A 14,447-nucleotide genomic window follows, 5' to 3' on the forward strand; every position below is an offset into this window, starting at 1 on the left:
CGGCCTATAACCGATCGAGAAAGGCGAGCACTTCGCGGTTGAAGTGCTCGGGCCGCTGAAGTGGCGCGAAATGGCTGACCTCCGGAAGGAGGATCAGTTCGGCATCGGGAATGCTGCGTGCCAGATAATCGGCGTGCTCGCGCCTGATGAACTCGTCACTTTCTCCGATCACGATCGCGACCGGCACCTTGATGCGGGCGAGATCCGCGGCAGCGTAGTTCGGTTCGCTTGCCATCATCTTCGACACGTCGGCCACGAAGCTATCGAAGGCGTCAGGCGTGGCGGACAGCGCTTGATAATCCTTGCGATGGCGACTGAAGCAACGATCAATCACCGGTGTTGGCTTGAATTCAAGCGTGCCGCTGGGATCCATGTTGCAGGCGAAGAAAAACACACCGGAAATTCGGTCCGGCCGTTCATCCGCGAGGATCAGCGCGGTACAGGCACCGTCGCTCCAGCCGACGAGGGCAGCTTCTGCTAGCTCCAGCCGATCCATCACCGCTAGCACGTCGTCTGCCATCTGGGCATAGTGAAAGGGACGTGCGTCGCGCGTGCTGCGGCCATGGCCTCGACTGTCGATGGCGACGACCTGCTGGCCTGCAGCAATCAATGCCGGTACCTGATAGCCCCAGTTTCCGGCGTTGCCGAGCCCGCCATGCAGCAGGATCACGGTCGGCCCAAAGCCGTAGGTCGCATGCCAGATGCGGGCGCCGTCATTCTCCACGAAACCCTCATCCTTGGGTTTCGGCAGCGGCAGCGCTCCATGTGCCTCAAAATTCACAAGCTCGTCATCCGTTACGTGCATTGGCCTCTCCTCGTGGTGCCACTATAACAGTGTAACGAACGGCGCAGCCGGCATTCGACATCGCCGTGAAAAGCCCCGCAAATTTCTGCACGAGGCCATCCCGATACGACTTGGCGAGTTTACCAGCGAGGTAACGACGCCTCCTACCCACGAAATCGGCCCTGGAGCTATCGGCCGCCGGGCCGTGTGCTGGCAAAGAGAATATGCGGACCAGCGCCACTATCTGGGGCATTCGCCGGAGCGTCGAAATAACGCCGCGCGGTCGCATTGGGGCCAAGATCCTCTATATGGCCGAAGCCCATCGCCGTCAGTTCGGCTGTAAGCTCTGGGGGGTCGAGGAGCGTTATCCACGGCTCCCCGGCCTCAGCCACCCGGGCCGCCATGGCAGCGGCACGTGCGCGCCTTTCCGGTTCATGATTTTCCAGCGGCTCCGAATAGTCGAGAACGATGCCAGCCTCGGCGAAGCCGGCAACGAAGCGGAGCAGCGAAAAGACCGTTTGTCGCTCGAGATAAGGTACCACGCCGAGCCAGATATAAAGCGCCGCCTCGTCCTTACGGAAGCCATTTGCCGAGAGACCTTCCGCCAGATCGTCACCTTCGAAATCGACAGGCACGAAAGCCAGTTCGCAAGGCCGCGCAATCCCTGCGGCCGCGAGCCGCTCCCGCTTCCACGCCTGGGTTGCCGGATGGTCGACCTCGAAGACTTTCAGGCCGATGTCCCGATAGGGGTTGCGCAGGCCGAACGTATCGAGGCCAGCGCCGAGGACGACGACCTGGCGCAGGCCGCGCTCGGCTTCTCTTGCGATGCAATCGTCCGCAAAGCGGCTGCGCGCCGCCAGGAACAGCCGGAAAGGCCTCGTAGTGGGATCGCGGGCTCGCTCGTCCGCTGCTGCTACGGCCTCCGCGTCAAGGATCACCCGGGCGTAGGGATCCTTGAAGACGGAGGCATTATCGACGATCTGATGGGCGGCACGAGAACCCGCCACCATGCGGGCGGTCCGGCTCGGTTCCCTGCCTTCCATAGCGCCGTCCCGATGTTATTTCGCGAGCTTCGCCAGCGCCGCAACCAGACCCTGCGTCGAAGAATCGTGGCCCGCAGCGCTTTCCTTGCCTTCGACGACGGGAAGCAGGCCGGTCGCCAGTTCCTTGCCGAGTTCGACGCCCCACTGGTCGAAAGAGTTGATGCGGAACAGCACGCCTTCGACGAAAACGCGGTGCTCATAGAGCGCGATCAGGCGACCGAGCGCATAGGGCGTCAGCTTGTCGTAGACGAAGGTGATCGAGGGGCGATTGCCGGTGAAGACGCGGTGCGGCGCGATGAAGTCGGCTTGTCTGTCGTCCATGCCCTTGTCGGTCAGCTGCTTCTTGGCCTCTTCGAAAGTACGGCCCTTCATCAGCGCTTCGGACTGCGCGAGCACGTTCGATATCAGAAGCTCGTGCTGGTGACGCAGTTCAGGCTCGAAGGCATTGGCAGCGATCATGAATTCGGCCGGAATGATGCTCGTGCCCTGGTGGATCAACTGGTAGAAGGCGTGCTGGCCGTTGGTGCCCGGCTCGCCCCAGACAACAGGGCCGGAATTGCCCTCGACAGGCGTGCCGTCGATCGTCACACCCTTGCCGTTCGATTCCATGTCGAGCTGCTGCAGATAGGCCGGGAAGCGCGACAGGCGCTGGTCATAGGGCAGGACCGCGCGGGTCGGATAGCCGAGCACATTGCGGTGATAGAAGCCGATCAGGCCGAGGAGCATTGGGAGGTTCTTGGTGATCGGGGCCGTGCGGAAGTGATTGTCGACGGCATGGGCGCCCTCGAGAAACTTGATGAAATTCTCCGGTCCGATGGCGATCATGATCGGCAGGCCGATCGCCGACCAGAGGGAATAGCGACCGCCGACCCAGTCCCAGAAGCCAAAGACGCGTTCGCTCTCGATGCCGAAGGCCGCGACCTTGTCGAGCGCAGTCGAAACGGCAGCGAAATGATGCTGAACGGCGGCCTCGCCGAGCGCGTCGGCGATGAACTTGCGCGCCGTCTGCGCATTCGTCATCGTCTCCACCGTCGTGAAGGTCTTGGAGGCGACGATGAAGAGCGTCGTCTCGGGCTGAACGAGCTTCAGCGTATCGGCGATGTGGGCGCCGTCGATGTTGGAGACGAAGTGCGCGCGCGGGCCGTCATGGAAGGGTGCCAGCGCCAGCGTTGCCATCACGGGGCCAAGGTCGGACCCGCCGATGCCGATGTTGATGACGTCGGTGATCGCCTTGCCGGTCGCCCCCTTGAGGCTGCCGGAACGGATGCCGTCGGCGAATTTGCCCATGGCGGCAAGCACGGCGTTGACATCGGGCATGACATCTTTGCCGTCAACCAGCACCGGCGTGTTGGAGCGGTTGCGCAGCGCGGTGTGCAGGACGGCGCGGTTTTCGGTGAAGTTGATCGCCTTGCCGGAAAACATCTCGTCACGCTTGGCTTCGACGCCGCCCGTTTCCGCGAGTTTGGCCAGGAGGGCCAGGATCTCGTCGTTCACGGCCGTCTTGGAATAGTCCATCAGGAGATCGTCAAGCGACACGCTGAAGCGTGAGAAACGCTGCGGATCGGCGGCAAAGGCGGCGCGCAGGTCGGCTGCCTTGGTGACGGCCGCAGTGCTCTTCAATTGTTCGACGATAGCATTCATGAGAGGCTCCTTTGCAGGGCGAGAGGGTCGCGGAAACTATTCGCTTTGTAGGGCGCAAATCAAGTTCGGCGACCTCTCGAGCTGCAAAAAAGCCACCCGGGCAAAACGGATGGCTGATAATTTCACGCAACCGTCAAACTCAGCCGCGGAGATCCTTGCGCAGGATTTTTCCGACTGGCGTCTTCGGCAATTCGGTGCGGAATTCCACGAAGCGCGGACGCTTGTAATTGGTGAGGTTTGCGGCGCAATGCGCCTTTACGTCGGCCTCTGTCAGCGCCGGGTCCTTGCGCACCACGAAAAGCTTGACGGCCTCGCCGGAGTGCCCATCAGGGATACCGACGGCTGCCGCCTCGAGAATGCCCGGATGCATCGCCGCCACTTCCTCGATCTCGTTCGGATAGACGTTGAAGCCGGATACCAGGATCATGTCCTTCTTCCGGTCGACGATCTTGGTGTAGCCGCGCGCATCCGTGAAGCCCATGTCGCCGCTGCGGAAATAGCCATCCGGCGTCATCACGCGAGCGGTCTCCTCCGGCTTGTTCCAGTAGCCGGCCATCACCTGCGGACCACGGATACAGATCTCGCCGATCTCGCCAAGCGGAAGCGAATTGCCGTCCTCGTCGCGAATGTCGAGTTCAGTGGATGGGATCGGCAAGCCAATCGAGCCGGTGAATTCTGCAGAGTCGAAGCGATTTGCCGTTGCCACTGGCGAGGTCTCCGAGAGGCCATAGCCTTCGGTGATGTGGGAGCCGGTAATCTTCATCCAGCGTTCGGCGACTGGCCGCTGCACCGCCATGCCGCCGCCAAGCGACATCACCATGGAGGAGAAGTCGATCTTGGCGAAATCGGCATTGTTCAGCAATGCGTTAAAGAGGGTATTGAGGCCAGGGAAGATGTGGACCTTGACCTTGCCGAATTCCTTGACGAGGGCCGGAATATCGCGCGGGTTGGCGATGAGGATGTTGTGCGCGCCGAGCGACATGCCCATCAGCGAATTCACGGTGAGCGCGAAGATGTGATAGAGCGGCAGGGCACAAAGGAAGTTCAGAACCTCTGGGCGCGGCTTCCTGTCGAAGGCCGATTGCAGCCAGAGTTCCAGCTGCAGCTTGTTGGAGAGCAAGTTCCGGTGCGTCAGTACCGCGCCCTTGGCAATGCCGGTCGTGCCACCAGTGTATTGTAGGAAGGCGATGTCGTCGCCCTTGAGGTTTGCGGGTTTCAGTGCCTTGCCTGCGCCTTCACCAAGCACTTGCTTGAAGGTCTTATGCTGCGGGATGGACCAAGAGGGAACGAGCTTCTTGACCCTGCGCACGAGGAGATTGACGATCAACCCCTTCGCGCCCAGCATCTCGCCAAGCGAAGTGACGACGACATGGCGCACGTCCGTCTTCACAAGCACCTGCTCAACGGTACGCGCGAAGTTTTCGAGCACGAAGATGGCCTTGGCGCCGGAGTCGCGCAGTTGATGTTCTAACTCGCGGGGCGTGTAGAGCGGATTGACATTCACGACCACGAAGCCTGCGCGCAGGATGCCGTAAACGGCAACCGGGTTCTGCAGCACGTTCGGCATCATGACGGCAACGCGGTCACCCTTTTCAAGGCCGATGCTCTGCAGCCAGGCTGCAATTTTGCGGGTCTGGCCCTCAAGCTCGCCATAGGTCAGCGTCTTGCCCATGCTGGAAAAGGCAACGCGATTGGCATAGCGCGCGCAGGATTTCTCGAGCAGCTCGGCAAGCGATTCGTATTCCAGTGCGGGAAGCTCGGCCGGCACGCTGTCGGGGTAGGTCGCAAGCCAAGGCTTTTCGGGCTTCGCACCGCCTGGATGGACGGAAATGCTGTTCATCTTGTCTCTCTCCCTGTCGCTGCCGGCCGGTCCGACCGGCAAGCCGATTGGACGATCCTCCATCTTCCAACGCGGCAGCTTATGTCATCGCCTGAATGGTTCAAGCCGAGAATAGCGTTACACTAACCTTGACGTAAACGTCAATAATCATGCGAAGCCGGCTGTCGGGACTAAAGTGGGAACATCGAGTGCGAGGCAGCGTTCCCAACATGTGGACAAACCGAGGAAACGAAAAAAAGGAGGGGCATGCACCATGCTGCATCAGGACGCTGACAAGACCCGCCGTGACCCGAATGTGAAGGATACGCCGACGCTGATTGCCAGTGACCGCGTGGAAGGCACCCGCGTCTATGGTGCCGATGGCAAGCACATCGGCTCTATCGAACGATTGATCCTTGGCAAGCAGGATGGCCGCGTTGCCTACGCCGTGCTTCAGTTCGGCGGCTTCATGGGCATTGGACACGATCACTATCCGCTGCCGTGGGAAAAGCTGACCTACGATACCCAGCTTGACGGCTACCGCATCGACCTGACGAAGGCTGAGATCGAAGGCGCGCCGAGCTATGCGGATGATGACGACAGCTGGTACAACAATAATGGCCGCCGAGTGTATGATTACTACGGCGTGCCTCCCTACTGGATGTAACGTCGTCCGCATGCGCGCGGTCGATTGATCGCGCGCATATGCGCTGCGCCGCACGCGCTCACTTGGTACTCGGCGTGGTAAAACGACCTGGATGGGCCCCGTCGCGGACGGGGCCTTTTCAGTTTTTGGCGACGAGATCGTTGGCCGAACGCAGCACGGTGCCAATGGTGATGTCTCCTACCGACAACGCTTTTGCGGTCTGCAGCGTGAAGACGTGACTTTCCCCTGGAAGCAGCGTTACCAGCATGGAATCAACGACGGCTGCCGGATCGAGCCGGTCGGCCATCAGGCAAAGGTCCTTCAGCAGGGTCTCTGCCGTCACCTTCACTGCATATCCATCCGCCGTGGCGTTAAGTTCGATCAACGCCTGGGGTGGGGGAAGCTTGAGATCGATGTCCTCGACAAAATAGTGGAACGCGCGCCGGTCGAGCATCTGTACGACGATGAGCTCGTCACCGGCATCGTCCGGTGCTGCGATATCCGCCGGTAGCGGAAACTCCTTCGCCTCGAAGCGGTCGCAGAGCAGCCGCCAGAACTCGAATTCTGCAAGCACCGTTCCGTCAAGCCGCAGGCGCTTGCCCGATATCTTCGCCCGCCAGAACAGCGTGCGCTCGTTGACGGCGACGGCTGCCAGCCCGCCGTTGCGCGGCTGGATTGTCAGCAGCCTCGGATCGAATGCCTGTTGCATCGCATACCAGAGTGGTTTGCGCCGTCCCGCCGAGTCGAGTGCCGCCCAGGACGTCACCGGCCAGCAGTCGTTGAACTGCCAGACGACGGCGCCCTTGCAGACATCTCGGTGCGAGCGCATGTGCTCGATCGCGAACCAGATGGCGCGCGCCTGGTTCAGCTGCGTGGCGAAATGCCAGTCGTCCATCGTCTGCGGCACCGGCAGATGCCCGGCAAGGCCGCGGATCAGCTTGTCATTGCCCTGCGTCGCCTTCTGATGGTGGAACACCCCGTTCGAAACGGGCGTCAGCGGCGTGTCATGCACGCTTTCCTCGATCGTCGCCCAGTTCGGTGGCGCCTGCCAACCGAATTCCGAGCAGAAGCGCGGGATGTAGTTGCGATAGACCTCGTAGCCGACATCGTTCCAGACGTCCCAGATGTGCTTGCAGCCGTGCTCGTCCGCGTTCGGCTCGATCTCCATCGTCCCCGAATAGGGGCTGCCCGGGTAATAGGGCCGATCCGGATCGAGGTCGGCGCAGAGCTTCGGCAGAACATCGAGATAGTAGCCTAGCCCCCAGCTGACGCCCTCCTTGATGATCGGCCGCCAGCCCCATTCGTCGAAGCCCCAGATATTCTCGTTGTTGCCATTCCAGACGATCAGCGACGGATGCGGCATCAGTCGCACGACATTGTCGCGCACCTCGGCCTCGACCTCGCTTCGCAACGGCTCTTCTTCCGGATAGGAGGCGCAGGCGAACAGGAAGTCCTGCCAGACGACCATCCCGGCGCGGTCGCACGCCTCGTAGAACTCGTCGCGCTCGAAGATGCCGCCACCCCAGACGCGCAGCAGATTGATGTTCGCTGCCTTCGCCTCATCGATCCGCGAGGCGTAGCGCTCGGCGGTCACCCGCGACGGAAAGCAGTCGTCGGGAATCCAGTTCGCGCCGCAGAGGAAAAGTGGCACGTCGTTAATGACGAAGGTGAAGGCCGAGCCGTGCCCGTCGGGTGCTGTATCAAGCCTGACGGAGCGGAAGCCGATCTGCTTCGAGTAGCTATCGAGTAAGTCATCGCTTACGCCATCCCGCAATTCGATCTGCAGCGAATAGAGCGGCTGGGCGCCAAGATGGTGCGGCCACCAGATCTGTGGGGTGGGAACAGTCAGCTGGCACTCGACCCCGTCAGTTCCTTCCGGAAACTCGGCCACATGGCTGACACCGGCAATAGTTGCGACGAGCTTTGCCGGAACGCCGTCGTGGCGCTCGACGCTAGCGCGAACCGTCACGCGCCCGTCGCCACCGGCGAGCGTTACCGAAACCCGCATTTCCGCAAGCCGGGCCCGCTGCCAGCTTTCCAGCCGTACCGGTTTCCAGATTCCCGAAGTCACCAGCGTCGGACCCCAGTCCCAGCCGAAGTTGCAGGCCATCTTGCGCATCAGGTTGCCGGGGCCGGGATAGTTGTTCGGCCGATAGCCGTAATGCGCCTCCATCTCGGCACCGTAGGCATAAGCGGAGCGGAAGGCCACGACGAGCTCGTTCGGACCTTGCTTCAGCCGCTCCGACACGTCGAAGCGATAGGTGCGGTGCATGTTGAAGGTGCGGCCGAGTTCCTCGCCGTTCAGTACGATTGTCGCGACCGTATCTAGGCCCTCGAACACCAACTCGTGGACTTTGCCGGCGTCCGGCGATGCATCGAAGCTGCAGCGATATGTCCAGTCTTCCTTGCCGATCCAGTCGTTGGTGATCTCGTTGACGTCGAGATAGGGATCCGGGATCAGCCGGTTGGCAAGCAAGTCGAGATGCACGCAGCCTGGCACATGTGCTGGAATTTCGGCCGGCAGGTCGCGTCGACCTGTAACGTTGCAGGAAAGCGTCCAGCCCCGGTTCAGTTCGGTCTTTTTGATCATGGGAAACTCTTAGAGATAACGGCCGTGGCGCTGCAGGACTTCGATCTTGTAGCCGTCGGGATCGGTGATGAAGAAGAACAGAGCCAGCAGCTTGCCGTCGCGATTGAGCTCGACGATCTTGCCGGGGTTCAGGCCGGCCTCCGTCAGGCGCTTGTGCTCGACCTCCACTTCCTGGACGGAGAGGGCCAGATGCCCGTAGCCATTGCCGAGGTCGTAAGGCTCGGTGCGCCCCTTGTTGACCGTCAGCTCCAGCTCAAAGCCGGTCTCGCCATTGCTCATGTAAATCAGGGTGAAGGTGTCGAAGTCGATGCGATCGGCAACCTTGAGGCCGAAGACCTTGCCGTAGAACTCAACCGAGCGCGCCTCGTCGAGAACGCGGATCATGGAGTGAATCATCTTGGCCAAGGCTGCCTCCCATTGCCGATATCACGGCAGCCTTGGTAGCCGCCGCCTCATGCGGGGCGCAAGCCAATTCTTTGGGTAATCGCGTTTTCGATCAGCCCCATCGCATCATAGATCAGCACCGCCATCAGGCCGACGATCAGGCCGCCTTGCAGGATGAAGGCGGTGTTGTCCGAGATTAGCCCGGCGATGATGACTTCGCCAAGTCCCTTGGCGGCCACCGTCGAGCCGATCGTTGCTGTGCCAATGTTGATGACGGTCGCAACCTTCAAGCCCTCGAGGATCAGCGGCAGGGCAAGCGGCAGTTCCACCTGAAAGAGCCGCTGCGTGCCATTCATGCCCATGCCGTCGGCGGCATCGAGCACCGATGGAGAGACCTGCTTGAGTCCGGAAACGGTGTTCTCGAAAATCGGCAGCAAGCCATAAAGGAAGAGTGCGATCAATGTCGGTCCGGTGCCGAAGCCGGTTGCCGGCACGGCAAGCGCGAGCACCGCCACCGGGGGAAACGTCTGGCCGGCATTGGCGATCGCTCGTGACAAAGGCAGGAAGTCTTCGCCGCTCTGGCGGGTAACGAAAATGCCGCCGAGGATCGCAAGAACGGCGCTGCCGACGATGGAGGTCGCCACAAGGAAGAGATGCGAGGCGGCAAGCTGCGGAAGGCTGTTCTGGGTGTAGACGGCTGGCGCATTGTTGTTCGTCAAAGGTACGAGCAGGAAGGACAACCACTCCGTTCTGAACAAGAGGATCAAAAGCAGCACCAACGCGGCAACGCGGAAAAGGTTCGCAGAGACGAGCTTCATGCCTTGCGGCCCAGTTGAAGCAGCCGCGTCATCGAGATCGAGCCGACCGGTACCTTACTGGCATCGTGAACGGCGGCTTCTCCCACCCCTTGCCAGATCATTTCAGCAAGCGCGTCGCGCAGGCTGAGCGTCTGCGGCAATACGTAAGCCAGTCCTGACTTTGCCGGCTCCATGCTCTCTTTCAGCGGCAGCAGCGACATCAGCTTCAGGGCCCGGTCGGAGGTGCCGGTCAGTTGCTGCACGAAGGGGTCGGCCGGCTCGGTCAGGATCTTCTCCGGCGTCGAGCATTGCAGCAACTTGCCGGCGCTCATCACGGCGATCTGGTTGCCGAGGTGGAAGGCCTCGTCCATGTCGTGCGTGACGAGGACGACGGTCGTGCCGAACTGCTTCTGGATCGCCAGCAGATCGTCTTGCGCCTTGCCGCGGATAACGGGATCAAGCGCGCCGAACGGCTCATCCATCAGCAGCAGTTCCGGTTCCGCCGCTAGTGCCCGCGCCACGCCGACGCGCTGCTGCTGACCGCCAGAAAGCTGATGTGGATATTTCTCGGCAAAGGTTGCGTGATCGAGGTTGAACAGGCCGAGCAGTTCCTCGACGCGGCCATTGATTTTCGCCGTGTCCCAGCCGAGAAGCTGCGGCACTGTCGCGATGTTTTGCGCAACGGTGCGGTGTGGGAAAAGGCCATGCCCCTGAATCGCATAGCCGATCTTGCGGCGTAGCTCCGTAACCGGCACGTCCATGATGCTCTGGCCGCCGACGAAAATCTCACCCGACGTGATCGGCACGAGACGGTTGATCATCCGCATCAGCGTCGACTTACCCGAGCCCGAGGTGCCGACAACGACGGTGATCGAGCCCTTCTCGACATCCATCGAGACATTGTCGACGACGGTCGCTGTGCCGTACCGCTTGGTGACGTTCCTGATTTCGATCATGCTCATGCGGTGGATCCCCGTATGCTGTCGATGACCGCATCGAGGATGACGGCCGAAGAGAAGGCGAAGAAAACGGTCGGCACGGCGCCGAGCAGAACGAGGTCCATGGCTGTCTGACCAAGCCCCTGGAAGATGAAGATGCCGAATCCGCCACCGCCGATCAGTGCTGCCACCGTCACCAAGCCGATCGCCTGCACGAGGACGATCCGAATGCCGGTGAGAATGACGGGAAAGGCCAGCGGCAGGTCGATGCGCGTGAGGATCTGGCGACGCGTCAAGCCCATCCCCGCTGCGGCGTCGCGTACTGAGGGATCAACCCCCTGGAGGCCGACAACCGCGTTGGCGACGATCGGCAGCAGCGAATAGAGGATGAGGGCGATCAATGCGGGTGCCGCCCCGATGCCGCGAATACCGATCGAGGCAGCGGCCGGAACATGGGTCGCGAGATAGCCGAGCGGCAGCATCAGGATACCGAAAAGCGCCAGGCTCGGGATCGTCTGGATGAGGCTGAGGCCCTGCAGGACGACCGCCCGCAACTTTGGCACCCAGAAACACAGGATGCCGAGTGGCAGGCCAATGACGATGGCGATCGCCAGCGAGCCGAACGCCAGCAGCAAATGGGCGAGCGCTTCCGTCCAGAACTGAGCGGATCGGGTCGCGAATTCCTTCATGATCGAGAGATCGTCGAGCAGTCCGGATGCAAGGAAGATGCCGAGCAGTCCGGTGTAGCCGACAAGTGCCGCAATGCGCATCCACGGCGTCAGCTTGATTTTCACGAGGGCATCCGAGACGATGAGCCCGATCACGGCAAACAAGACCCAGAACCCACCGCCCGGCGTCATGCGCGCGGCATTGCTGTTGGGTGGCGTGAAGGCCGAGGCCGCAAAACCAATGGTCGCGAGCAGGGCTGCAAAACAGAGGGTCGAAATCACCAGCCGCAACAACGCGTTCTGCAGAAACAGAACGGCCAGAGCCGTGACGATAAGGAGAATTGTCAGGATGATGGCGGAGGGTTGATTGAGCAGCTGCATCAGCAGCATGGGTTTTCCGGCGGCGATGCGGTTTGCCTTCACATAGATGAAAGGCAGGAGCGCAGTTGCGAGAACGCCTGTTGTCACCAGCACCACGCCGAGCCGGTCCAGTTTGCGGACCGCTAAGGTTTCTTCCATCGATCCATCCTATCCGGTCGAAAGGATGCTCCGCCCGCGAACAGGCGGAGCATCTGGCAACGAGATTACTTCAGGAAGCCTTTTTCCTTCAGGTAGCCCTCGGCAACGGACTTCGCCGGCTCGCCATCGACCTGGATCTTGCCGTTCAGCTTGCGCAGCTCATCGGCGGTCAGGCTCTTAAAGATCGGTGCGAGCACGACCTCGATCTTCGGGTTTGCCTTCAGCACTTCCTCGCGGATGATCGCGGTCGGCGCATAGACCTGCTGGACGTTCTTGTCGTCCTCGAGAACGGTCAGTTCCGCGGCTTGGATCGCACCGTCAGTGCCATAGACCATGGCCGTGTTGGCGCCGTTTGTCTGATCGGCGGCGGCCTTGATGGTCGCAGCTGTATCACCGCCGGAAAGGACGATTTCCTGGTCCGGCTTCAGCGTGAAGCCGTAGGTCGTCTGGAATGCCGGAAGCGCGCCGGCCGAATTGATGAACTCGGCTGAAGCCACGAGCTTTGCAGCGCCGCCACCGGCGACCCACTTGCCGAAATCCGACATGGTCTTCAGCTTGTTCGGGCCGGCGACATCATTGCGCACGGCAAGCGCCCAGGTGTTGTTGGCCGGCGATGGCGTGAGCCAGACGATCTTGTTGGCATCGTAGTCAAGCTTCTTGGCGAGATCGTAGCCCTGCTGGAGGTCCTTCCAGGCGGCGTCATCGGCCTTGTTGAAGAAGAATCCGGCATTGCCAGTGTATTCCGGATAGATGTCGATTTCGCCGGCGGCGATCGCCTTACGAAGAACCGGCGTCGTGCCGAGCGCAACGCGGTCCTGCGTCTTGATGCCGTTTGCATTGAGCGCCAGCACGATCACGTTGCCGAGCAGTGTACCTTCCGTATCGATCTTCGATGAAACCACGACGTCTGCGGCGTGGGCCGCGCCTGCCGCAAAAGCGGAAAGCGAAACGGCAAGAGCGAATTTCTTCAGCATGGATTGTCCCCTTGATTTACACCGTTTGACTGCGCGGAAGACCCTGGCGGAGGCCCCCACGTATAAAACCACCGGCGAAAGCAGCGTTGCTGCGATCATGCCGGAAATACGTGCGTGATGGAAATAGCGTTCGCGTTCGAAAAATCGATGCAGGCCTCTCCAGTTTTGCGGTCGCGGCGTGATTATGGAGGTGAACACAAACGCTTGCGCGAAAATGCATTTCCTTTTCTATCGCCGTCGCGATTTGTTTTTGTTCCCTTGCGCGTTTCCGCAGATGTCCGGTGCTCTTTTGAGTGGTTCTACTGCCACGCCCGCTTTTGTTCTTGACAAGAAACGATAGCCTTCCGATTTCGCGGCAGGGATATCTTTTTTAGCGAACACGTCATATCGTTCGATTTTTCATATTGTTACGGAGAACGCGGTTGCAGCTCGGCACGTTGTTTGTTGCTAGTCGGGTGCTGTCATCAGGCTCGGTGAGGGAGACGGCACGCGCCCTTTCACTCGCGGCATCGACGGTTTCGACAGCAGTCCGCAATCTTGAAACCGAGTTGGCACTGAAGCTGACAGAACGTAGTTCCGGCGAGCTCGCGACGCTGCTTGCCAGCGACGACGTCCGTGAAAAGCTCCTGCCGATCGTGCGGTTGGCCGAGACGCTGGCGGGATGGATGGGAAGTGACGAGCCATCGCGCCTGCCGTTCAAGATCGCCACGATGGAGCGATTTCTCGAAGTCGCGGACCAGGGTAGCATCAACCGGGCGGCACGGCGGCTAAAGCTTGGTCAGCCGCAGCTTTCGCTCCAGATCGCGACGTTGGAGAAGGCGGTGGGTTATCGACTGTTCGAGCGGCAAGCTCAGGGCTCCGCGCTGACCGACCGGGGGAGTGAAATCTATGCCATCTTCCAGGCCATCACCCAGGGATGGAATGACCTGAAGGCATCCGCAGACGAACGCTATCAGCGCACGGCGCGGTCGCTACGTATCGGTTCGATTATTCCAACAGGATCAGAAAGCTGGGTGGCGCGATGCCTTGGGACTCTGGTCGCCGAATGGAATTCCAGCCGCAGCAAAAATGCGATCTCGCTGGTGTTGATGACGGCGGATGATTTGCGCGAAGCCCTCAAGGCTGGCCGCATTGATGTTGCAATTCTCGACTCCGTCTTCGGGCTCGAGCGTTTCCGGCACCGTGAATTGCTGCAGACGAACATGGTTCTTATCGCACCATTGCTAAGCCGCGGGCAGACCGTAACCGAACTTGTCGAAAGTCACGCGATCTGCACGCCGAGTTCGCGAACCGGCCTCGGACACGCCACGATGGCGCTGAGTCATGAGCGCGCCAACAATCGCCGCTACAGGAACCAGGATATCACGGCGGCTGACTCGCTACCTGTCATCGTCGACCTTGTGGCCAATCACGGCTACATCTCGTTTCTTGGCCGCGTCAGCGCCATGCCTATTGCCGATAGGGTTCGGATCGTCGAGCTCGATGAGTATATTCCGATGTCCTATCACGTTGCCTTCAACCATCGGAAAGCCTCGGCTGACGCAAGCGCCATGATCATCGATGCCGTTGCCAAAATAATTGCCAGGCCCGTCGCGCAAGAGAGCGCCTTCGCTTAAAGAGACAGCGGCGGACAGGGAGATTCGA

The 14,447-nt window shown here is 60.8% G+C and carries 12 protein-coding genes; 2 read left to right on the forward strand and 10 right to left on the reverse strand.

What is annotated here, in order from left to right:
• Nucleotides 1-4: 4 nt before the first annotated feature.
• From NBG89_RS00580 to NBG89_RS00595, 4 genes are all read right to left on the reverse strand, one after another.
• Complete coding sequence (locus NBG89_RS00580; RefSeq protein WP_431321274.1) at nt 5-805, reverse strand: alpha/beta fold hydrolase; 801 nt, start codon at nt 803-805, stop codon at nt 5-7.
• A gap of 167 nt (nt 806-972) precedes the next feature.
• Complete coding sequence (locus tag NBG89_RS00585; RefSeq protein ID WP_431321275.1) at nt 973-1,827, reverse strand: class I SAM-dependent methyltransferase; 855 nt, start codon at nt 1,825-1,827, stop codon at nt 973-975.
• Between the two features lie 15 nt (nt 1,828-1,842).
• Nucleotides 1,843-3,468: a glucose-6-phosphate isomerase gene (pgi, locus tag NBG89_RS00590; RefSeq protein WP_431321276.1), complete on the reverse strand. Its 1,626-nt coding sequence runs from the start codon at nt 3,466-3,468 to the stop codon at nt 1,843-1,845.
• Nucleotides 3,469-3,607: 139 nt separating this feature from the next.
• Complete coding sequence (locus NBG89_RS00595) at nt 3,608-5,308, reverse strand: long-chain fatty acid--CoA ligase (RefSeq protein WP_431321277.1); 1,701 nt, start codon at nt 5,306-5,308, stop codon at nt 3,608-3,610.
• A 253-nt stretch (nt 5,309-5,561) separates the two neighbouring features.
• On the opposite strand from NBG89_RS00595, the gene NBG89_RS00600 reads away from it, so the two are divergent.
• Nucleotides 5,562-5,954 carry a PRC-barrel domain-containing protein gene (locus NBG89_RS00600; protein ID WP_431321278.1) on the forward strand — a complete coding sequence of 131 codons (393 nt, stop codon included), beginning with the start codon at nt 5,562-5,564 and terminating at the stop codon, nt 5,952-5,954.
• Nucleotides 5,955-6,072: 118 nt separating this feature from the next.
• Here NBG89_RS00600 and NBG89_RS00605 read toward each other — a convergent pair whose 3' ends face one another.
• The 6 genes from NBG89_RS00605 to osmF all read right to left on the reverse strand — a co-directional run bounded on the left by NBG89_RS00605 (nt 6,073) and on the right by osmF (nt 12,803).
• Nucleotides 6,073-8,523, reverse strand: coding sequence for a glycoside hydrolase family 2 protein (locus NBG89_RS00605; protein WP_431321279.1), 2,451 nt, complete (start codon nt 8,521-8,523; stop codon nt 6,073-6,075).
• 9 nt (nt 8,524-8,532) lie between these two features.
• Nucleotides 8,533-8,928: a VOC family protein gene (locus NBG89_RS00610; protein WP_114711188.1), complete on the reverse strand. Its 396-nt coding sequence runs from the start codon at nt 8,926-8,928 to the stop codon at nt 8,533-8,535.
• A 47-nt stretch (nt 8,929-8,975) separates the two neighbouring features.
• Nucleotides 8,976-9,725 carry an ABC transporter permease gene (locus NBG89_RS00615; protein ID WP_431321280.1) on the reverse strand — a complete coding sequence of 250 codons (750 nt, stop codon included), beginning with the start codon at nt 9,723-9,725 and terminating at the stop codon, nt 8,976-8,978.
• Nucleotides 9,722-10,666 carry an ABC transporter ATP-binding protein gene (locus NBG89_RS00620; protein ID WP_431321281.1) on the reverse strand — a complete coding sequence of 315 codons (945 nt, stop codon included), beginning with the start codon at nt 10,664-10,666 and terminating at the stop codon, nt 9,722-9,724. Before NBG89_RS00620 ends, NBG89_RS00615 begins: the two co-directional genes overlap by 4 nt.
• Complete coding sequence (locus NBG89_RS00625; protein WP_431321282.1) at nt 10,663-11,829, reverse strand: ABC transporter permease; 1,167 nt, start codon at nt 11,827-11,829, stop codon at nt 10,663-10,665. Before NBG89_RS00625 ends, NBG89_RS00620 begins: the two co-directional genes overlap by 4 nt.
• Before the next feature lie 65 nt (nt 11,830-11,894).
• On the reverse strand, nt 11,895-12,803 hold the full coding sequence (osmF, locus tag NBG89_RS00630) for a glycine betaine ABC transporter substrate-binding protein OsmF (RefSeq protein ID WP_431321283.1): 909 nt from the start codon (nt 12,801-12,803) through the stop codon (nt 11,895-11,897).
• A gap of 422 nt (nt 12,804-13,225) precedes the next feature.
• Here osmF and NBG89_RS00635 point away from each other — a divergent pair, with 422 nt between their 5' ends.
• Nucleotides 13,226-14,419, forward strand: coding sequence for a LysR family transcriptional regulator (locus NBG89_RS00635; protein ID WP_431321284.1), 1,194 nt, complete (start codon nt 13,226-13,228; stop codon nt 14,417-14,419).
• Nucleotides 14,420-14,447: the final 28 nt, after the last annotated feature.

It is taken from the genome of Rhizobium sp. YTU87027 (genome assembly GCF_050644135.1).
Lineage (GTDB): Bacteria > Pseudomonadota > Alphaproteobacteria > Rhizobiales > Rhizobiaceae > Rhizobium.